This is a genomic window from Thermostichus sp. OS-CIW-26 (assembly GCF_054058395.1).
This window is the reverse complement of sequence record NZ_JBSSAG010000002.1, coordinates 72138-93304: the sequence shown is the minus strand read 5'-3', so window position 1 is coordinate 93304 and position 21167 is coordinate 72138. Positions and strand designations below refer to the sequence as shown.

General features: G+C 60.1%; 17 protein-coding genes. 5 read left to right on the top strand and 12 right to left on the bottom strand.

Going from position 1 to position 21167, the window contains the following annotated elements; all coding sequences use genetic code 11:
• Window positions 1-72: 72 nt before the first annotated feature.
• Window positions 73-1749, top strand: coding sequence for a hypothetical protein (locus ACVW0C_RS01440; RefSeq protein WP_457384098.1), 1677 nt, complete (start codon window positions 73-75; stop codon window positions 1747-1749).
• On the opposite strand, the gene ACVW0C_RS01435 is transcribed toward ACVW0C_RS01440, so the two are convergent.
• The 4 genes from ACVW0C_RS01435 to ACVW0C_RS01420 all read right to left on the bottom strand — a co-directional run bounded on the left by ACVW0C_RS01435 (window position 1743) and on the right by ACVW0C_RS01420 (window position 4866).
• Window positions 1743-2951, bottom strand: coding sequence for a glycosyltransferase (locus tag ACVW0C_RS01435; protein ID WP_414344757.1), 1209 nt, complete (start codon window positions 2949-2951; stop codon window positions 1743-1745). The two genes, ACVW0C_RS01440 and ACVW0C_RS01435, sit on opposite strands and share 7 nt — an antisense overlap.
• A 29-nt stretch (window positions 2952-2980) precedes the next feature.
• The gene (locus tag ACVW0C_RS01430) at window positions 2981-3394 is read right to left on the bottom strand and encodes a PH domain-containing protein (RefSeq protein ID WP_414331919.1); all 414 of its coding nucleotides are present in this window, start codon (window positions 3392-3394) and stop codon (window positions 2981-2983) included.
• Window positions 3395-3469: 75 nt separating this feature from the next.
• Window positions 3470-3976, bottom strand: coding sequence for a hypothetical protein (locus tag ACVW0C_RS01425; protein WP_011432348.1), 507 nt, complete (start codon window positions 3974-3976; stop codon window positions 3470-3472).
• Between the two features lie 62 nt (window positions 3977-4038).
• Complete coding sequence (locus ACVW0C_RS01420; RefSeq protein ID WP_457384097.1) at window positions 4039-4866, bottom strand: ion transporter; 828 nt, start codon at window positions 4864-4866, stop codon at window positions 4039-4041.
• Window positions 4867-5003: 137 nt separating this feature from the next.
• Here ACVW0C_RS01420 and ACVW0C_RS01415 point away from each other — a divergent pair, with 137 nt between their 5' ends.
• Window positions 5004-5642, top strand: a complete 639-nt coding sequence (locus ACVW0C_RS01415) for a Maf family protein (protein ID WP_457384096.1) — start codon at window positions 5004-5006, stop codon at window positions 5640-5642.
• 230 nt (window positions 5643-5872) lie between these two features.
• On the opposite strand, the gene gatB is transcribed toward ACVW0C_RS01415, so the two are convergent.
• The 8 genes from gatB to ACVW0C_RS01375 form a co-directional block, all read right to left on the bottom strand.
• Window positions 5873-7345, bottom strand: coding sequence for an Asp-tRNA(Asn)/Glu-tRNA(Gln) amidotransferase subunit GatB (gene gatB / locus ACVW0C_RS01410; protein WP_457384095.1), 1473 nt, complete (start codon window positions 7343-7345; stop codon window positions 5873-5875).
• A 147-nt stretch (window positions 7346-7492) separates the two neighbouring features.
• Window positions 7493-7777, bottom strand: coding sequence for an acylphosphatase (locus ACVW0C_RS01405; protein WP_457384094.1), 285 nt, complete (start codon window positions 7775-7777; stop codon window positions 7493-7495).
• Entirely contained in the window at window positions 7774-7956 is a 183-nt protein-coding gene (locus ACVW0C_RS01400) for a hypothetical protein (RefSeq protein WP_041436250.1), read from the bottom strand. Before ACVW0C_RS01400 ends, ACVW0C_RS01405 begins: the two co-directional genes overlap by 4 nt.
• A 1179-nt stretch (window positions 7957-9135) precedes the next feature.
• The gene (locus ACVW0C_RS01395; protein WP_011432354.1) at window positions 9136-10197 is read right to left on the bottom strand and encodes a sensor histidine kinase; all 1062 of its coding nucleotides are present in this window, start codon (window positions 10195-10197) and stop codon (window positions 9136-9138) included.
• A gap of 586 nt (window positions 10198-10783) precedes the next feature.
• Window positions 10784-11512: an LmeA family phospholipid-binding protein gene (locus ACVW0C_RS01390; RefSeq protein ID WP_011432355.1), complete on the bottom strand. Its 729-nt coding sequence runs from the start codon at window positions 11510-11512 to the stop codon at window positions 10784-10786.
• A gap of 125 nt (window positions 11513-11637) precedes the next feature.
• Window positions 11638-13656 (bottom strand): magnesium chelatase ATPase subunit D, encoded by a 2019-nt coding sequence (gene bchD, locus ACVW0C_RS01385; protein WP_457384093.1) that lies wholly within the window; start codon window positions 13654-13656, stop codon window positions 11638-11640.
• Between the two features lie 400 nt (window positions 13657-14056).
• Window positions 14057-14203: a hypothetical protein gene (locus tag ACVW0C_RS01380; RefSeq protein WP_457384092.1), complete on the bottom strand. Its 147-nt coding sequence runs from the start codon at window positions 14201-14203 to the stop codon at window positions 14057-14059.
• A gap of 24 nt (window positions 14204-14227) precedes the next feature.
• Entirely contained in the window at window positions 14228-15670 is a 1443-nt protein-coding gene (locus ACVW0C_RS01375) for a gamma-aminobutyraldehyde dehydrogenase (RefSeq protein ID WP_457384091.1), read from the bottom strand.
• A gap of 318 nt (window positions 15671-15988) precedes the next feature.
• On the opposite strand from ACVW0C_RS01375, the gene ACVW0C_RS01370 reads away from it, so the two are divergent.
• From ACVW0C_RS01370 to ACVW0C_RS01360, 3 genes are all read left to right on the top strand, one after another.
• On the top strand, window positions 15989-16222 hold the full coding sequence (locus ACVW0C_RS01370) for a hypothetical protein (protein ID WP_457384090.1): 234 nt from the start codon (window positions 15989-15991) through the stop codon (window positions 16220-16222).
• Between the two features lie 357 nt (window positions 16223-16579).
• On the top strand, window positions 16580-17878 hold the full coding sequence (locus ACVW0C_RS01365; protein ID WP_457384089.1) for an efflux RND transporter periplasmic adaptor subunit: 1299 nt from the start codon (window positions 16580-16582) through the stop codon (window positions 17876-17878).
• Window positions 17879-17941: 63 nt separating this feature from the next.
• Window positions 17942-21151, top strand: coding sequence for an efflux RND transporter permease subunit (locus tag ACVW0C_RS01360; RefSeq protein WP_457384088.1), 3210 nt, complete (start codon window positions 17942-17944; stop codon window positions 21149-21151).
• Window positions 21152-21167 lie beyond the last annotated feature (16 nt).

The following is a 21167-nucleotide window of genomic DNA, read 5'->3' as shown; positions in this document are numbered from 1 at the left end:
CTCAGTATAGAGGGCGGGGGCAACAGAGTTAGTGTTGGTTCTGGGAAAAGCTAAAAATTTACACTACAGATAGTGGCGAGCTGGATTTTCATCCAGACCATCTGCTACAGTAAGGCCCATAACCTGTCGAGCAGCCTGGATATGGAAGGGGAAGAGGAGCTAAAAGCCTTGCGGGCGCGGGTGCGCAACCTAGAGCGATCCCTCGCCGAATCGGAAGCGCTGTCATTGCAGCAGATTGAGTGCATCCATCGCCTGGAACATCAACTGCTGGAAGCACAGGCCCAGATTCAAGAGCGGGATCAAGCTTTGCAAGCGTGTCAAGAGGAGAAAGCGCGGCTGGCCCAGCGCCCTACCCCAGAGGCTTTTCAGCTTCAGCAACAGCACATCGAAGAACTGCAGAATCTCCTGTGGGAAATGGAGCGCCGTCCAACGCTGGAGCACTACCACATTCTGCAGCAGCAGTTGCAAACCAGTCAGACGGAAATTGAAACCCTCAAGGCGGAATTGCAGCGGCGCGTCGATCCGGCCCGATTTTACCAACTGCAGCAGGAGCTCCTGGAGCTGAAACAGCAGGCCAACCAATTGGGAGAATACGCCGTCAAGTTGCCGCAGGTGCAGCTTTTGCAAGCCCAACTGCAGCTCCGTGTACAGCAGCTAGAGGAGGAAAAAGCACAATTGCAAGCGCAAATCCAAGAGTTGGCTGCTCGACCTTCTGCACAAGAACTGGAAACCCTACGGGCGGAGCTAGAGGCTGCCCACCGCCAAGCGGAAGCCGAATGGCAGCGCTTGAAGACCCATCTGGAAACCGAAAAGGCACACATGGAAGCTGACCTGAACACCGCCCGGCAACGTATTCGCGAACTGGAAGAGCGTCCTACCCCAGAGCAATGGGCACGCTTGCAGGCGGAGCTGGATCATCTGCGCCAACAGGCCTCTTTTGCTAAGGCCGAGCGGGCCACCTTGCTGGAAGAGCTGCAGCAGAGTCAGCGGCAGCAGGCCGAGCAAGCCCAACAGATTGCCAAGCTGGAAGCGGAAGCAGCCCAGGCCGCCCACCTCAGGGAAACAGAGTCCTCACAGGTGCAGCGAATCCTTGCCCTGGAGGAGCAGGTGCAGGCTTTGACCCGCGAGCTTGGTGCTTTGCGAGCCGAGCGGGATCAGCTCATGCAAGAGTTGGCCCAGCGTCCCACCCTTGCCCAGTGGCAGGAAGTTCAGCAGCAGGTGCAGGACACCCGAGAAAGCCTGGAAGCAGCCCGGCGGGGGCGAGAACTGGCCGAGGCCCATCATCTGGTCAGCCAAAAGCAAATCGAGAAGTTGCAGCAGCAGGTGATGGCTTTGAAAACCGAGTGTGTGCAGGCCCACGCCTACGCGCAAACCCAAGAAAAGGAAGTGGCCCTGCTGCAGCAGCGCAATCAAGAACTGGAAGAGCAACTGGCCACACTGCGTCAGTCGGCCTCCGCTTCCCCTCAGCCAGCGGTTGTCGAGCCCAGGTCGAATCATCGGGCCCAGGAACGGATTCCTGCCGCGGCTGACGAGTCTGCTCCTTCCCCGGCCACCACCTGGAGAACACCCACCCCAGGGATCCCGCCGCTCACCCTGGACGAGCGGGAAGAAAGTGCCCCGCTCGGCTGGCGCCAACGGACAGAAAGGCTCCTGAAACGCTCCGCTTTGGCCGCTTCACGGGCAGGAGGGGAAACGGGCAGTCGCAACCGGATTGAGTTGCCGACTTTTGTGCAGCGGCGGCCCTACTGAGCGCTCCATTCTCGGGGATCCAACCGTTCTCCAGCTTGAAAACGAGGCCAAGCCCAGCGCAACAGGGCTCCCAGCTGGGCATGAAACCGCTCTGGGGCAAATTGCAGAGCATGGGCCCGAATCCGCTGCGGATCCCATTCCTGTCGATCCGCCTGCCGCAGCCCTTCCACCAGCGCTTCCACACTGGCCTCGGGAATGAGGATGCCGGTTTGGCCGTGGATGACCGTCTCTTGGGCACCTCCCCGGTTGAGGGCAACCACGGGGCGGCCGCAGGCCTGGGCCTCCACTGCCACTAGGCCAAAATCCTCCTCCCAGGGGAACAGCAGCAGCCGGCAATTGGCTAGCAGTTCCCGGAAACGATCGGGGGGCTGATGGGGCAAAAACTCCACCTGCGGCCCCGCCAGTCGCTTGAGCCGAGCCAGCTCCGGCCCTTCGCCCACAACCAGCAGCCGACGACCCAGCCGTTCACAGGCGGCAATCGCCAGATCCACCCGTTTGTAGGGCACCAGTCGGCCTGCCACCAGGTCATAATCGGCGCTGGGATCCGCCACCGGCTCCAACCCCTGCAGCGGAACGGGCGGATAAATGACCACAGCCTCGCGGCGGTAGAGCTTGGCAATGCGGCGGCGAATGTGCTGGGAGTTGGCGATCAACAGATCTGGACGTTGAGCTGCCAGAAAATCCCATTGGCGCAAGCGGTGCAGCAGCCATTGGCCAATTGCGCCAACAGGCCCGCTTCTCCCCAGCCCTTCTCGCTGCAGATACAGCTCCCGGTTCTCCCACAGGTAACGGGTGGGGCTGTGGATGTAGCTCAGGTGCAGGGTAGAGGCTCCCGTCAGGATCCCTTTGGCAAAGGCGTGGCTGCTGGAGATCACACAGTCATACCCCGAAAAGTCGAAGCTCTCATAGGCCAACGGCATCCAGGGCAGCAGATACTTGAGGCGGGCATGGTAATCAGGGCGCAGCACCCCCAGCCACTTGGCCCAGCCTTGCAAAAAAGAGGTGTGAATCGACAGCTCCTGCCAGCTCGGCGGCAGGGTGTGAGCCGAGAAGAGACTAACGTAAAGGGGGGCCTGGGGGGCAAAGGCCACCAGCTCCTGCAAAACCTTTTCCGATCCCCCCGGCCAGATCAGGTACTCGTGCACCAGGGCCAGGCGCTCAGGCCAAGCGGGATCCCGGCTGGGAAGAGTGGGGACAGCCACAGGAAGGGATCCCCAAGGCTCAGGCACTGTCAGGACTTGGCAGAGCGGCGCTTTTTGCCAATTGGGCCGCTCACCTGCTTGGCTTTCTCGTCGATCCGCTCATTGATGTAGTTGTAGATCTCGCGGAAGCGAGGCAGGGCCCGCATCTCCAGGCGACTGCCGTCCTTGAGGGTGAGCACCATATCTCCCCACACGCCCAAGCCCCGTGGCACCATGACCACCTTGGCGATCTCGCTGTAGATCACGTCTGAGCGCTCCTTGCCGCCCCACCCCCCGATCACGGTGATGCGACGATTGGTAATCCGATAGTGTACCCACAGCTTGCGCACCAGTGCCCCCACAAACAGAGGCAAGCCGACAAGTGTAGCCCCAATGAAGGAGTTCAACACCAAATCGCCACTGTGGGGGCCGCCCTCAAAAAAAACCTCCTCTTGCACCGCCATGCAGAGCACCGTCCGGTTGTTTAGAGTGTTGCCGTTAACGATCTTAAACGATTTCTCAGCTTTCCCCAACTGGGGCTAACGGCAGGTTCGGGATTGGGTCAGCCTTCGGACGGCTTGTAGGGAACGGCAGGTGGCCAAGACCAGGTAAACAAACAACACCATCACCACCACCGCCACCGCTGCGGCTCCGGCATTACCCAGCCAGCCCCACCCTTCCAGCCCCGTCAGGGCCACCAAAGCCCAAGAAGCCGGGTGCAGCATTCCCCCCAACAGGAGAATTTGCGAGAGCATTTGCCCAGCCGTAAAGCGGGATCCCAGCACCACCAGGGCCAGTCCGCCGCCGATGTTGATCAACCCCATGTTGCCCAAAAAGGCGTAGCAAATGTGCCAGGCGTACTTTTGTTTGGGCACCTCCTGCCAGAGGAGGGGCTCGGCAGGGATCCCCGAAGCCTCCTGGGGGGCGAGCGGCAACGGCTGAACTTGGCTGAGGATCCAGCCGAGGACAATGGCGGCAACCAGCATCGCCACGCCCGCCTTCACGTTCAGCTTGCCGGGGATGGTTAGCTCGGGGTGGGCCAACATCGCAGATCCTCCTGCAACCCGTCCTAGCCTATCCTGTCTTTGCCCCAAATTGGCCAACAGCCTCAATCCCTTGGATAGAGCAGTGTGCCACAGCGTTTGCAGAATTGGGCATCCCCATCGTGTTGGGAGAGGCCACAGCCTGGGCAGGCCCACTGTACCGAGTTGCCGCTTTTTACCAGTTGCTTGATCAACTCCCCCACTTGCCAAGGGATCAGGGCTATGCCCGTCAAGATCATCAACACTGTCAGCAGCCGGCCCAGCTCAGAAGTGGGGGTGAGATCCCCAAACCCCACCGTGGTCATGGTAACGACGGAAAAGTAGAAAGCATCCAAAAAGGTGGCAAAAACACCAGGATTCACTGGATGTTCTACCTGATAGATCAGCCCAGAGTAGACGAAAACAATGGCAAAGAGGGTGAAGAAAATGCGCAGCAAAATGCGGCTATCGGCGGAGATCACTTGCCCAAACAGGGTTTTGCCCTCTACCAGGCGCAGCAGCCGCAAAATGCGAAACCAACGGAAGATGCGAATGAAGCGAATATCGGTTAGCCCGGCAAAAAAAGGCAAAATGGCGAGCAAATCGATGAGCGAATACAAGCTCACGACATAGCGCAACTTCTGCGGGGCCGCTGCCAGTCGGAGCAGATATTCCACCACAAACAGGCCGAGAATGAGGCGATCCACCCGCTCCAGCCCAAGACGTACCTCAGGGGGAATGGGATAGGTTTCCACCACAAAGAAGGTGGATGAACAGAAAACCAACACCGCCACCAACAAATTCACCCAGCGGCTTTCCGGGGTGTCTTGATCCCCCCAATAGCGCTGGAGGATCCCGGAACGGGCAAGATCGAGATCAGTTGGGGTGGGGGCCTGTGAGGGTACAGTGGTCACAAACAGGATCCGGCTGGGAAGATATCGGGAGAGTTTCCTTTCAACGCCCATCAGGCGCATACTAACTAAGCTAATGGAAACTAGCTCATGGAGCGAACTTCCATCCAGCAAACGTCCAGGCTTTGGGTGTTGAGTCGATGTTGCCTCCTATCGTACTGGCCTCGCAATCCGCTGCCCGCCGCCAATTGTTAAAGGCTGCCGGGATCCCCCATCGCGTTCAACCCAGCTACTTCGACGAAAGCCAAATCCAGAGCTCTAATCCGGTGGAGCTGGTGCAGAAGCTGGCCTCGGCGAAAGCCGAAGTGGTGGCGGCCCAGCAACCGGAGCCCGTCTTGGTCGTGGGGGCCGACTCTGTGCTCTACCTAAATGGCGAGATCCTAGGTAAGCCGCCCAATGCCCTAGAGGCGGAACGGCGCCTGCGGCAAATGCGGGGCGAAGTGGGAGAGCTCTACACAGGCCATGCCTTGATTGACACGAAGCAGAACCGCCGCCTCACCCACTATGCGGTGACGCGGGTGTTTTTTGCCAAGCCCAGCGACGAGGAAATCCGCGCCTATGTGGCCACCGGTGAGCCGCTCAATTGTGCTGGCTGTTTTGCCATCGATGGCCGCGGCAGCCTGTTTGTGGAGCGGATCGAGGGGTGCCCCGGCAATGTTATCGGGCTGAGCTTGCCCCTGCTGCGGCGCATGATGCAGGAGTTGGGCTATTCCCTCACCGATGCTTGGAGCATGACTCTAGTCAATGATAAGCTCAACTATACTGAAAATAATGTATAATATGTTCAGTACGGATTACTACCAGTTGATCTTTCTGTTTACTTTCGAGTCTGCCAACATGGTAGCCAAAGCAAAGCAGAAAATTGGTAGTAAGACGACACGGAAACTGCGCTTTGGGTATTCTACTCAAAGCTTTGCGGGATACCGCCATTCTGTTTGGAAACAAACAGAATGCTATCGCTGCATAGTTGAACAGTGATGTTCAGCAGTGTTCAGCGTAAATGTATCAGCTAGCCGTCGAGGTGTTGCTTGAGCAGGTCGTTGGCCAGCTTTGGATCTGCCCGTCCCTGAGTTTTTTTCATCAATTGCCCGACAAAGTAGCCGAAGAGCTTGGTTTTGCCCCCCCGATACTGCTGCAGTTGCTCGGGGTTTTCTGCCAGCACCTCGGCGATCATCTGCCCCAGCAGAGCGCTATCCGAGATTTGGGTCATGCCCTTAGCTTCCACCAGGGCGCGGGCCGACCCGCCTTTTTCCAGCAGTTCCGGCAGGATCTCCTTGGCGATTTTGCTGGAGATGGTGCCCTGCTCGATGAGGCCAATCAGCTCGGCCAGGGTCTCCGGCTTCAGGGCAATGTCGGGATAGTCCAGCTTGTGGGTGTTGAGGTAGCTGGCGATGTCGCTCATCATCCAGTTGGCGGCTGCTTTCGGGTCGGCACCGGCGGCGATCACGGCTTCAAAGTATTCGGCGGTGTTGCGTTCATCGCTGAGGTAGCGGGCATCGTACACCGAGAGGCCGTACACCTCCTGATAACGTCGCCGCTTCACACCGGGCAATTCCGGCAGCTCTGCCTGCCAGCGGGTTTTCTGCGCTTCGGTAACGCGAATGGGCGGCAGATCGGGCTCGGGGAAATAGCGATAGTCGCTGGATCCCTCTTTCTTGCGCATGCTGATGGTGCGCTGGCTGTTTTCTTCCCAGAGGCGGGTCTCTTGCACGATCCGCTCGCCTGCCTCCACAGCCTTGACCTGGCGGTTGAATTCGTACTCGATGGCCCGTTGGATGGCGTTGAAGGAGTTCATGTTTTTAATTTCCACCTTCGTGCCAAAGGTCTGGGATCCCAGCGGACGCACCGAGATGTTCACATCACAGCGCAGGGATCCCTCCTGCAGGTTGCCATCGCACAGCCCGGCATAGCGCAGGATGCGGCGCAGCTCTTGCACATACTCGGCTGCCTCTTCCCCGCTGCGGATGTCCGGCTCGCTGACGATCTCGATGAGGGGAACCCCCGCCCGGTTGAAATCCACCAAAGAGTAGCTGGATCCCGATAGGCGGTCGCTGCCAGCGTGGACCAGCTTGCCCGCGTCTTCTTCCATGTGCAGACGGGTGACGCCGATGCGCTTGGTGCGACCGTCGCTGAGCTGGATCTCAATCCAGCCGTGGGTAGCAATCGGCAGGTCGTATTGGGAGATTTGGTAGTTTTTGGGCAAGTCGGGGTAAAAGTACTGCTTGCGGTCGAACTTGCTGTAGGGGGCAATGGTGCAATTCAAGGCCAAACCCGCTTTGACCGCGTACTCCAGCACCTTTTCGTTGAGCACCGGCAGGGTGCCGGGCAGGCCCATGCAGATGGGGTCAATCTGGGTGTTGGGGGGAGCGCCAAAGGCTGTCGCGCTGCTGGAGAAGATCTTGGAGCGGGTGCTGAGCTGGCAGTGAACTTCCAACCCGATCACAGCTTCATATTGCACTTTGGCGGGGGCAGCAACAGTCATGGGATGGGAAAAACTGGCAGTGTAACCATTCTAGTGCGACCTTGGGGATCCCAGCTCACAGACAGTTTCTGGGGACGGCAGCCCAGAACCCAGGACGAGGCCGGAGCAGCCCAGCTTGAAGCAGATCCTCAGAACAGCGAAACTTCCTCAAACGGTAGGGCGAATCTCAAAAGTGGGTAGACCTTCCGGCGGCTCGGAACGTTGCTCAATGGCCTCCACAACCGAACCGGGGCTGCCCTGTTGGCACCAGCGCAGCATCGCCTCCACTGCGGCAGGGGATCCTTCAAAAACAGCCTCTACACGACCACCCCGCAAATTGCGCACCCACCCTTGAACACCCGCATGGAGAGCCATCGCTTCGGTGTGGGCGCGAAACCCCACGCCCTGAACCCGCCCCCGTATCCAGACGTGAACGCGAACCCTGTCACTCATGCCGACGGGGATCCCTCCGTTGTGCTGCAGGGTTCTGGCGACTCGGTCGGCTCCTCCGGAGTCTCTGAGGTCTGCCGATCCAGCCACCCCACAAGAACGTTGACCAGGGCAACCAAGCCTAGGAGCCCCAGCGAGATCCCACAGGCATACCCAATCGCTTGCCACAGCACGGAAGACATGAACCCAACCTCACGAACGCTTGTGCAGAGGATCCCACCCTTCATGCACCGTGACATCCTCCCGGCGCTCGTCCTACGGACAGAGCGCGGGCCACCCTTCCCGTCAGCAGGACGGAGTCCTTACCTCGCGGCTGGGCATTCCTGCCCCACGCCACTTGTCTGGGTCTACAACCCCCGACAAAACGACTGGACAGGTGGTTCCCCTTCCCCAGCCTCCCTGGCTACTGCCAGCTTGCAAAACAAGTCTAATCCACAGGGAACGGTGCATCGGCAGGCAGGATGGACTCCTGCACCCAGGAACCCCTGTCCACCGGACAAGAGCAAGAGGCATCTGGATCAATCCGGTACTTGTAGGTTACCGCCAGCATAAGTAGGTTTTACTACAGATTTCGCTCAACAGATTTCGCTCAGAGGTATGGCGGGGATCCCTGTATCCCGGTGCTTACCCTGCGGGTAGAGTGCAGGACTGATTGCCCCTGCACCCCCGTTAGTTACCGCTAGCTACACCGCCGGGAAGCCCCGCCCTCTATTAGTTAGTGGCTAGTGAATAGTGAATAGTCACTATCCACTAACCACTATCCACTATTCACTATCCAGGGTGAGGGTCGGGATGAAAGGCGGGGACATGATGTTTTGTCCTTACTGGTGCCATAAAAAGTAGCGGGGTTTTATACACTGCCGCTATAGACATCAAGTACAGGGGCGGGGCATCTCGTCCTTTTCGCGTTAGCGGGACGTAGTCCTTAAGCCCAGGAAATGTCCTTTTCGCGCTAGCGGCGCGGAGCGCTAACCGGAGTCACTGTTCGCGTCAGCGGGACGGAGTCCTTGAAGCCCGCACTCTCTCGCTTTAGCGGCGCGGAGCGCTTTGCATCAACATGAGTGCGGGAGTATGTCACTTAAAATGACTACACCAGTCTTGTTCAGCACCAATCTATTGGGTTAGCTTATGGGGGTGTGGGGGTAGCTAAGCCCCGCACTGTACCCGTAGGGTCAGTGCCGGGATACAGATACCCCCACATGGTGTATGATAGGAGTAGTTGCACAAAACGGCTTTTGCCGGAATCTGGTGCAACTACGCGGTAGGGCATTCCGTGTCTGCTCGTGGAGGGTTCTTGCGTAGGCTCCCCGATGAAGCGAGAAGCCCGCTCCGTACTGCCAGCAGTCGGGGTCGGGAGTATGTCACCGCAACACCAGGGCTAGAGCAGTCCCTTGGGATCCCGTCTCGACCAACCGCAAGTCCCCCCCGTGGGCCTGCAGGATGCGCCTGGCGATATATAGCCCCAGACCTCCTGAGCCGGTTGGGTAGTGGTGGCCGGCAATGTGAATGGGCTGGGTCACGTAGGGTTGGGCCAACTCTTCTAGGGGAGCCGGCAAGCCGGGGCCATCATCCTGCACCTGGATCTGGTGGGGGCTGACGATTAACACCACCGCATGGCGTGCGTAGCGCAAGGCGTTGTCCACCAGATTCACCAGCGCCCGCTCCAGCTCTGCCTCATCGGCGTTGCCCCACCCTTCTCCTTCGACTCGCAGATCGATCCCCCGCTCCTGGGCCAGGGATCCCATGCGCTCGGCCACCTTTCTGGCCAGGGATCCCAGATCACAAGGCCGAGGATGCAACTCGATCTCTCCCCGCTCCAGGCGGTGAGCCTCCACCATTTTCTGCACCAGAGAGAGATTGTGTTGATTTTCCTGCAGGATGCGATCCAGCAGAGCGCGACGTTGCTCCGGCTCGAGCTGTTGATCCTGTTTAAAGGCGCTCAGCAGGTGCCCAAAGGCGATGAGGGGGGTTTTGAGGTCGTGAACGAGGGTAGCGGTAAAGGCTTCTCGCCGCATTTGATCGATCTGGATCTGGCGCAGCAACTGGGCAAAAGCCTGCCGCAAGATCAGGGCTTCCTGGGGATCCCCGGGGCGGAGCAGCAGATTCCAACGGGCGGGCTGGTTAATCAAGGTTTCCAAATGAGCCAACTCGCGGGCCAGCAGGGTGAGGGGGCGCAAAATCATGGAGGACAGAGCATAGCCCACCACCGCCGACAGCACCGCCAGCAACGGGATCCACAGCAGCAGCAGGAGGATCCCTTCAGTGCTGAACTGCGTGTCGGGCCAGATCCACTGCACCGACAGGATGAAAACCAAGTTGGGGACGAACGAAAGGCTGGCAATGACCAATGCCACCTGGGTGCGCAAGCTGTGGGGAAAGCGGCGGCGCCAAAACTCAAGTACGCGGAGTGGTTGCTGTTTCAAACTCGGTGCGCTCGCTTTGACAAGACCTGCTTAAATAGTGAACCAACCGTAGGCAAAGAATAAACATCCCCTCACGGTCAAGGCTGAAGAGTTCTTTCCTAGGTCTTAGAATGACCGTTATGTCTTGAGCCACTTCATCCCCATGAATAAAGAAGGATGCCGTAACCCCAGCTTTTAGGATACCCAGCTACCCCATTCTTTAGAGAAGCCGCGCCGTATTCCGGTTGGCAAAGCTGTGGACATCACGGCAAAGAAAGACAGCTTGATCCCCAGGCGTAACCAACGTTGAGCAATCATAGTCGTTTCAGGTTAGGGTGAGGCGCCTGGGCCATTGAGAAAAGCCTTTGGCCGCATGCATTATTGCTCGGCAACGCTGACGCGACGACGCGACCAACGTTTTGGGTGTAGTGTCCCAGTTTGGGTCAAAGGACTACAAGTTCAACAGATCAAGATCGAGGGGCAGAGCGGAGCTCTCAAGCTCCTGAGGCATGAAAAAACCCCTGGGCGTCTGTCCGTGTTTCGACCCCAGAGGCTTCTTCTCTTCACTCCTCACCACTATTGAGCGTAGCCGCCCTTCCAAAGGCTGTCAAGCACTTTCCCATTGGGGTTGGCGTGTGGGAAATTGCGCTAGGGTGGCACTGCCGTACAGGATCATCTGCTGGGGCTGCAAGTTCACCCGGTCTACCCGCAGCTCAGTGCCTCGCAAGGCGAGCCGATCCAAATCCAGAAGCTCATTCAGGCAGCGTACCAAAGCTTGGCTCAAGGCTAGCTCCTCTTCTGTACCGCTTTCAAACACTGGATCTGTAAAGCGGATGCGACGCCGCTCCAGCACCTCAACCTGGGCGGAAAAACCGACGCAGAAAGCCCTGGCTTCTCCCTGCTGTACATTTGCCTGGAATTGCAGTCGTCGCGCCGGGGTGATGCTGATATGGACGTGATGGAAGGATAGGGGGCTATCATCCTGCTTTCCTAAGGCCAGCCTATTCAGCACAAAAGGTGTGTTAAACGATTGCGCCAGATCGTCTTCGCTCAGCACCACGCGCATTGTGGCCTGTACTGGCTGGCGCAGCTTGATCTTCCCCTGCCAAATTTGGCTGAAATCGATGGCCACCGCATTGCAGAATAGCTCCAGAGCCGAAAGCCTCAGGCCGTTGTACATCTGCAGATGCTGGCCCAACAGTTCAAAGCTGTCGATACGACCCTGCAACAATTTGGCAACAGGCTCCACTCGCACGCGCGCCTCCAGCCGCTCTGCATGCTTAAAGAGGGCACGAATGGCTGCGCCTACCCCTCGGCTAACCCAATCGACAGCCATGGGATTCTGGAGGGAAAGTTGGGGCAGGAGTCCTGTAGCCATGGGACAAGGTGAAGTTCGCCTACAGGGATCATAACCAACCATTAAGAAAAGTTACAACCTTTGCCAACGGAGAGGCTGTTCTCTCAGGGGTAGGTGCGTCCCTCCTGCATAGCCGAGCGGGCCACGGCTGCGATCCCCTGGTCGGTGGCACGGGGCAGATGAAAGTACCGTCCGCCCGCCAATTCCGCCAGCTCGGCGCTGAAGCCGGTGGTTACAAAGCGGCTTTGGGAATCGATCAAAAGCAGCTTCAACCCCAGGGCGCGGATGCGCAGGGCGATCTCCCGCAGCTCTTGCTTGAGGTCGATGGGATCCGCTCCCAACTGGCTTTTGCTGTCGCTCCGTCCCAAGGAGCGGCTGAGGGGGATGTTGGCCCGGCCATCGGTGAGGGCCACCAGCATCACCTGACCTACATCGCCAGCGGTGCGGGCATTGACTCCCATGCGCACGGCTTGGGTGAGGGCATGGGCGAGAGGGGATCCCCCGCCACAGGGCAGGGATTCCAGACGGCGGCGGGCCAGCTCGATGGAGCGGGTGGGGGGGAGCAACACTTCGGCAGTTTCCCCACGAAAGGCGATGAGGGCCACCTTGTCACGGTTTTGGTAAGCCTCGGTGAGCAGGCGCAGGGCGGCACCTTTGGCCGCTTGCATGCGGTTGAGGGCCATGGAGCCGGAGGCGTCCACCACAAAGATCACCAGGGCTCCGGCCTTGCGAACCAGCTTTTTGGCGCGGATATCGCTCGGCTCCACAATCACGCTACGTCCCGGTTGCCGCTGGCGGCGGCTTTTCTGATAGGGGGCAGCAGCTCGCAAGGTGGCATCGACGGCAACGCGGGGGTTGGATCCCTGGGGCAGGATGGGCTTGATGTAACGGCCCCGGTCGGCGCTGAACACCAGGCTGCGGGATCCCGTTTTTCCCTGCTGGTTGAGGGACTGGGCAAAGGCCAGCAGGCGCGGGTCCAGGGCCACCTGCTCAGGATCGAAAAAAAACTCCTGCGGCAGGCTGAGGCTTTCCGGCTGGGGATCCGTCTCCTCCTGGTCCTCGCCGGTGTCGTCGGAATTGCTTGGGGAAGGATCGGGCTGTTGGGATTGGGGTGGGGGGGGAGGCGGGGGCTGGTCGGGGTCGTAACGGGCGCGGGGCAGCAGCACCAGCTGCACGGCCTGCTGCAGATCCTCGGCCAGGAGGCGATCCCGCCCCTCCAGCGCCGCCAGGGCACAGGCGGCTCGCAGGGCAAATTGTTCTCCCCGGTGCCCTTGGACGTTGCCGCGGATGGCCTCCTGCACCAGGTAGAGGAGCTGTTCCCGCTGCGGCTTGACCTGGGGCAGCCACTCCCGCGCCAGGAGGATGCGGGTGCGGATTTCCTCCAGTTCCGCCTGGTGCTCGGCCAGGAAGGGCTCGGGAGCATCGACAAATTGCGTTGCCCGTTGGACAATTTCCCCTCGCTCTTCTAGGCTCAGCTCCTGCCCCACCGGCACCACCAGTGCCAGGCGATCCAGCAGGTGGGGGCGCAGGGATCCCTCTTCGGGGTTGTAGGTGGCCACCAAGAGAGGCCGGCAGGGGTGTTGCAGACTCAGCCCCTCCCGTTCCAGGCGGTTGACCCCATCCCCCACCACCGTCAGCAACAAGTTGACGATGGCGTCGTCCAAGAGGTTGATGTCATCCACATGGAGCACGCCCCGGTGGGCAGCAGCCAAGAGCCCTGGCTGGAAGACCGTTTCCCCCTGCCTGATGGAGGCCTCCACATCGACGGATCCCAGCAGCCGATCTTCGGTCACGCCCAGGGGAATCTGGACAAAGGGGGGCGATATCACTTGGGTGGGCGGCACCTCTCCGGCTGGGTAGCGAGCCTTGGCCCAGTCGGACCAGGTATCCGGCTGAGCTGGATCGTCGTTGCAATAGGATCCCGCAATCACCTCGATGGGCGGTAGCAAGGCGTGGATCCCTCTGGCCAAAACCGACTTGGCGGTGCCGCGAGGCCCCACCAGCACCACCCCCCCTAGGCTGGGATCCACTGCTGCCAGCAGCAGAGCCAGCTTGGCCGCCTGTTGCCCCACTACAGCGGTGAGGGGAAAGGTACAAGGAGCGGATAGAGTTGCGGATTCCATGGTTGGCGGGTAGGCTTGGCGAGCAACGGTTCAATCGAGCAGATTCGCAGCGGAGCGGGAGCTGTACACCCCAGTCTATCGCTTGAGTGCTCCGCACCGCCTTTGCAACTGAGATTTTCTGGGGAGCATGCCTCTAACCCCCAAAACCCTGAACTTTGCTGAATTTACTGAGCTTTAGGCGGTTTGGCAAAAGTCATTGAGAGGGATATAGTAGACCAAGTTTCCCCCTGATCCTTGAGTCCACCGCAACGGTTGCCGGGAAGTGAAGGGGGAAAGCGCTCGGGGGGTATTCCTCAGGGCTTTGCGGGATACCGCCTTCCTGTTTGGACTCCGTCCCGCTGACGCGAACAGAGATAGGCAGGATGCGATCGCTTCTTTCCTGAACCATGTTCAGGAGAGTTCAGCGTGAATGTATCAGGTTCCAAACCGGCTCCAGACAGTTCCCCAAGCCCTCTCCCAAGGGGAAGGGGTAGGTCGGAATCAAGGCCACCAATGGCCTACGGCGACTGGGAATACCCCTGGTGAGCCGCCGTTGTTTGGTGGTCATCTTCTGTTCAAAATGGGCATCACTTCAGCGGGTTGCAATCATCACGTGTTTGGTGATTTGGTAGTCGCGCACCGCTTCTGCCGAGAGATCTTTGCCAAATCCCGATTGCTTAAAGCCGCCATGGGGGGCCTCAGAGGCAATGGGAATATGGTCGTTGATCCAGACGGTGCCGAACTCCAGATCGGCGGCCAACCTCATCGCTCGTCCGATGTCTTGAGTCCACACAGAAGCCGCCAGCCCGTATAGGACGTCATTGCCCAAGCGTAGCGCTTCCGCTTCTTCGCGAAACGAGCCGAGCGTGAGAACCGGCCCAAAAACCTCACTCTGTACGATCTCCGCTTTTTGATCGACATTGGCAATCACCGTGGGTTCATAGTAGTAGCCCTGGGCAAGCTGGGAAGGGATCCGACCGCCGGTCAGCACCTTGGCTCCCTCTGCTTTGGCCCGCTCCACAAATCCCATCACCCGCTCCCGCTGGGCTGCTGAGACCAAAGGCCCCATCTCCACTCCCGCCTCGAAAGGGGATCCCACCGTTACTTTGCGCATGGCTTCTACAATGGCCTCTTGCGCCTGCGCCAGCTTGCTCTCGTGCACATAGACGCGGGTGGCTGCCGTACAGTCTTGGCCGGTATTGACGGTGGCAGCAAATGTGGCCTTGGCAGCAACGGTCTCTACGTCCGCATCCTCGAAGACGATAAACGGCGCTTTGCCCCCCAGTTCCAAATGCACCCGCTTCAGGGTATCTGCCGCTGTCCGCATCACCTGCTTGCCGGTGGCGGTAGAGCCGGTAAGGCTGACCATGCGCACCTGGGGGTGCTCCACCAGGGCTTGGCCGGTGGCATTGCCTCCGGTAACGATATTGACTACCCCGGGCGGGATCCCAGCCTCGGCGATCAGTTCTCCCAGCATCAGGGTGGTCAGGGGGGTGGCAGGAGCGGGCTTGAGCACCACCGTACAGCCGGCGGCCAGGGCGGGGCCGATTTTCCAGACGGCCATCATCAGCGGATAGTTCCAGGGGGTAATTTGCGCGCACACCCCCACCGGCTCTTTGCGAAAGAGGGAGGTGTAGCCCTTGGCATATTCCCCGGCGCTAAAGCCATGGATGTCGCGGGCGGCAGCGGCGAAGAAACGCAGATTATCCACCGCAAACGGCAAATCTCCCCCCAAGCTGAGGAACTCGTAGGGCTTGCCAGTGTTTTCCGATTCCAAGCGAGCCAATTCGGCGGCGCGAGCTTCGATTAGATCCGCCAATTTCCAGAGGGCCAGGGAGCGCTCGCCGGGGGTGAGTTTCGACCAACGGCCATCGTAGAAGGCTGTTTGGGCGGCCTGCACCGCTCGATCCACATCGGCAGGGCTAGCATCCACCACCTCTGCCAGTTTCTCGCCGGTGGCCGGGTTCTCGATGGTCATCAACCCCCCCCCTTGGCTATCGACCCATTCGCCGTCGATCCAGAGTTTGTAGGCCATAGCGATGTCCTCAACAGCTTGGTGAAATGGCTCTCCCCATTGTGCCGAATCTTTTTGGCTCGGCTTGAATCATAAGCTTCATTCAACTTTGGCAACTTTGGGGTGCAGAGATGGGATCCTTTGGGATTGGGATGGCCCAAACGGCTATTCGCAAAGCGGGCCGTAGACTGTGGCCAACGGCGCACTGGTGAGGATCCCGCATCTGCTAACTAACGGAGGTGCAGGGGCAATCAGTCCTGCACTCTACCCGCAGGGTGAGCACCGGGATACAGGGATCCCCGCCATACCTCTGAGCGAAATCTGTAGTAAAACCTACTTATGCTGGCGGTAACCTACAAGTACCGGATTGATCCAGATGCCTCCCAACAAGCCGCTCGCGGTAGCGGGACGGAGGCCTTGCTGTTGGCGTGGCTGGAGATTGGCCGGGACGTATACAACTACACTTTGCCGGAAATCAACGAGTGGATAGCATCTTGCTCTTGGCCGGTGGACAGGGGTTCCTGGGTGCAGGAGTCCATCCTGCCTGCCGATGCACCGTTCCCTGTGGATTAGACTTCCCTGTGGATTAGACTTGTTTTGCAAGCTGGCAGTAGCCAGGGAGGCTGGGGAAGGGAAACTGCCTGTTCAGTCGGTCTGTCGGGGGTTGTAGACCCAGACAAGTGGCGTGGGGCAGGAATGCCCGACCGCGAGGTAAGGACTCCGTTCTGCTGACGGGAAGGGTGGCCCGCGCTCTATCCACAGGACGAGCGCCGGGAGGATGTCACGCATCCACCCTAGCTCTGGATTGGGAAGGATGGCCAGCGCTTTTGCACAGGCGCAGCAGGGCACAGTCTCAGTACCCTGGTTGATTGAGTCAATGCAGAGGTGGGATCCCTCTGTTGGGATAGCCGTTAGGGAGGCAGGTTCACGATGCAACTGCGAACAGCTCTGCCGCTGTTGTGCCTTTCTCTCTTGGTAGCTGCTTGCCGGCCCGGCGGGCCACCTCGCAGCATGGGGGGTGAAGGGGGCGGAGAAGGCCAACCCACACCAGTGGCCGTCGGCAGGGTAGAGGAACAGCAAATCGAAGAGACCTCAGAGTTCATGGCCAGCCTCGGATCCCAGCAGGTGGCCAGTATCCGCCCTCAGGTCAGTGGACAGGTGACCCAGGTGTTCGTGCAGCTGGGATCCCAGGTGGCTGCCGGAGCCCCTCTCTTTGAGATCGACAGCCGGCAGCAACAGGCGGCGGTGGCCGGCCAAACGGCGGGGATTGCCGCAGCCCAAGCCAACCTGGAGAGCGGCCGTGCTCTGCTCAGCCAGTTGCGGGCGGATCGGATGCGGCTGGAGGCAGCGGCGGAGTTTGCCCGGGAGCAGCACGAGCGCAACCTGCGCCTCTTGGCCGAGGGGGCCATCAGCCAGGCGCAAGCGGATCAATCCAGCCGCGACCTGCGCCAGGCGGAGGCGGCTTTGGCGGCGCAACAGGAGCAGATCCGCGCTCAGGAGGCCGCGATCTTGCGGGCAGAGCGGGAGGTGCAGCAAGCCCAGGCCGAGGCGGAGCGGCAGCAGGTGCAATTGCAGTTTTTCCAGGTCACGGCTCCCTTTGCGGGCATTGTGGGGGATGTTTTGGTGCGGCAAGGGGACTACGTGACGCCTCAGACGGTTTTGACCACCTTGACCCAAACCCAGGCGCTGGAGCTCAACCTCAACATCCCGTTGCAGCGGGCCCCCCAGCTGCGCATTGGCACGCCGGTGCAGATCCTGGATAGCCGCGGCGAGGTGATCGGCAGCAGCCAAATCTCTTTCATTGCTCCCGAAGCCAACGCCGCCACGCAATCGGTGCTGGCCAAGGCTCTTCTGGAGAACCCTGCCGGCCAGTTGCGCTCGGCCCAGTTTGTGCGGACTCGGGTCATCTGGGAGGAGCGGCCGGCCTTGCTGGTGCCGGTGACGGCGGTGGCCCGCTTGGGGGCGCAAACCTTTGTCTACACGGTGCAGACAACGGAGCCGCCAGCAGAGGGCATGCCCCCGGGGGCGGTGGCGGTGCAAAGGCCGGTGCAGCTGGGATCCATCTACGGAAACAGCTATGAGGTGCTGGAGGGTTTGGAGGCCAATGAGCCAATTGTGCTGAGCGGCCTGCAGAAAATCCGCGATGGCGCCCCGATTGTCGATGAGGTGCTTTTTCAGCAGAGGATGCAGCCACAAGGGGGAGGGAGACCTCCTGGATCCCCGCCCTAGGTCCTCTCTCTCCGGCGGTTTCCCAACTCAGCTATCCCCTTTCACTCCTCACTGCGCTGGACTATGTTTGTTGACTTTTTCATTCGCCGCCCTGTTTTTGCCAGCGTCTGCTCCATCCTGATCGTGCTGGTGGGGGCGGTGAGCATTCCCCTACTGCCGGTGGACTACTACCCACAGGTGGCGCCGCCAGCGGTGAGGGTGACTGCTGTTTATCCTGGGGCCAACGCCGAGACGGTGGAGACGGCGGTAACCAATGTGCTGGAGCAGGAGATCAACGGCGTCGAGGGTATACGGTCTATCGCCTCGGTGAGCAGCAGCAACGGCACCAGCCAGATCACCGTCACCTTCAGCCCGGATCGGGATCTGGACACGGCGGCTGTGGATGTGCAGAACCGGGTGGCGCGGGCCCAGGGCCGGCTGCCGGCGGAGGTGATCCAAAACGGCATCAGCGTGGAAAAGGCCGGCGACAGCGCCTTTGTGCTGGTGTTGGCGCTGCGCTCAGAGGCGGGGGAATACGACGAGCTGTTTTTGAGCAACTACGCGGAGCTGTTTGTGCGGGATGCTTTGCGGCGCATCCGCGGCGTCAGCGATGTCATCATTTTCGGGGAGCGCACCTATGCCATGCGCATCTGGCTGGATCCGACGCGGCTGGCCAGCTATGGTCTGACAGCTCTGGATGTGGTAAACGCAGTGCGCCAGCAGAATATCCAGGTGCCCGCCGGCCAAATTGGCGGCCAGCCCAGCCCCCCGGATCAGGAGTTTCAGATCAGCGTCCAGGCCACGGGGCGGCTGTCGCAGCCGGAGGAGTTCGCCCAGATCGTTCTCAAGGCCAACGCCGATGGCAGCTTGGTGCGCATTGCCGATGTGGGCCGGGTAGAGCTGGGGGCCCAAAGCTACGATACGTTCTTCCGCATCGGGGGGCAGGAGGCGGTGGGGATCGCCATCACCCAACAACCGGATGCCAACGCCCTAGAGGTGTCGCGGCAGGTGCGGCAGACGTTGGCGCAGCTGGCGGAGAGTTTTCCGCCCGGCTTGATCTACGAGATCCCTTTCGACGCCACCCTGTTCATTACCGAGTCGGTGCAGGAGGTGATTTTTACCCTGCTGCAGGCTATTGCCCTGGTGGTGCTGGTACTGTTCATCTTTTTGCAAGATTGGCGCGTCACCCTCATTCCCACCGTTACAATTCCGGTGGCGCTGCTGGGGACCTTCGCCTTTGTGCGCCTGTTTGGCTTTTCCATCAACACTTTGACTCTGTTCGGCCTCACCCTGGCCACTGGCTTGGTGGTGGACGACACCATTGTGGTGGTGGAGAATATCTCCCGCTACATCCGCGACCGCGGCATGCGGCCTCTGCAGGGGGCCTCGGCGGGGATGAACGAGGTGTTGGGGGCGGTGATCGCCACGACGCTGGTGCTGCTGGGGCTATTTGTGCCTGTTGCTTTCTTTCCTGGCACCAGCGGTCGCATCTACCAGCAGTTTGCCGTCACCATTGCCGTGTCGGTTTCGCTGTCCACGTTTAATGCCATTACCTTGGCTCCGGCTTTGTCGGCGCTGCTAATTCGCCCCCGCTCAGAGCAGATGTTTTGGCTGCTGCGCTGGTTTGACCGCGCCGTGGAAGGGATCCGAGCGGCCTACTGCCGCCTGCTGGAGCTGGTGGTGAAGCTGCGGCTGTTGGTGGTGACGGGGTTTATTGCCTGTTTGGGCCTCACCTACTGGCTGTTCCAAATTGTGCCGACGGGGTTTGTGCCGGATGAGGATCAGGGCTTTTTCATCACCATTGTCCAGGGGCCGCCGGGGGTTTCCCTCAACTATACCGACAGGGTGATCCGGCAGGCCGCCGCTATTTTGGAGGGGATCCCTGAGATCGAAAATCGGGTGATCGTGGGGGGGTTCAGCTTTACCGGGCCCTCGCCGGGGAATGGGCTGATCTTTGCCACCCTCAAGCCCTGGGAAGAGCGGCGGCAACCGGAGCAATCGGCGCAAGCGATTGTCAACCGGCTATTTGGGCCTTTTTTGGGCGGGATCAGCCGCGCATTGGTGATCCCGATCCTGCCGCCGGCCATTCCCAATTTGGGGGTTGCGGGCGGGTTTACTTTCCAGCTTCAGGATCGGGGGGTGAACGATTTCAACCTCTTGGAGCAGACGGCCAACACCCTGTTTTTTGTGGGCAACTCGCCGCCCCCGCCGGGCCAACCCCCCTTGGGCTTGCGGATTAACCCGCCCACCTTCAACGCCAATTCGCCGCAGCTAGAAGTACAGGTGGATCGGGAGATGGCCCAGTTGTTGGGGATCCCTCTGTCGGATGTCTTCGGCACGCTGCAGACGCTGCTGGGGGGCACCTACGTCAATGATTTCGACCTGTTCAACCGCAACTACCGGGTCTATGTGCAGGCGGATCAAGCATTCCGAGGTAACCCGGAAAGCATCGGCCAGTTCTACGTGCGGGGTGGGCAGGGGCAGCTCTTGCCGTTGAGCACCCTGGTTCAGGTGGAGGAGACCACCAGCCCGGCCATCATCAACCACTTCAACCTCTTCCGCTCGGTGGAAATTCAGGGCAGCGCCCTGCCGGGCTTTAGCTCAGGGCAAGCGATTCGGGCAATGGAAACGCTGGCCGCCCAGTTGTTGCCGCAGGGGTTTGGCTTCGAGTGGTCGGGCCTGTCGCTGGAAGAAATCGAGTCGGGAGGACAGGCGCCGCTGATCTTTGCTTTGGGCTCGGTGTTCGTCTTCCTGGTGCTGGCGGCGCAATTTGAGAGCTATGTGGATCCCTTGATCATTTTGTTGGCGGTGCCGCTGGCGGTTCTTGGGGCTCTTTTGGCGCAACTGCTGCGGGGCTTGACCAACGACGTCTTCTGCCAAGTCGGGTTGGTGATGTTGATCGGGCTGGCCAGCAAAAACTCCATCTTGATTGTGGAGTTTGCCAACCAGTTGGTTGCCCAAGGGATCCCACTGCTCAAAGCTGCCACCCAAGCAGCCGAGACGCGCTTCCGCGCCATTCTGATGACCGCCCTGAGCACTATCCTGGGCATTTTCCCGCTGGCAGTGGCCAGCGGGGCCGGGGCCGCCAGCCGTCAGTCTCTGGGCACGGCGGTGATCGGCGGCATGTTCGTCTCGACAATGCTCAGTTTGCTGGTGGTGCCGGTGCTCTATGTCGTGATCAAAGGGATCCAGGTGCGAATTTTGGGGGGATCCCCTTCGCCTGTGGATCTGGCGCATTTGCCGCCGCCGGAGGATCCCAAAGAGGTGCTGCCTGGTGGCGACAGCGTTGGGTAGCAAGAGGGATCTGCTT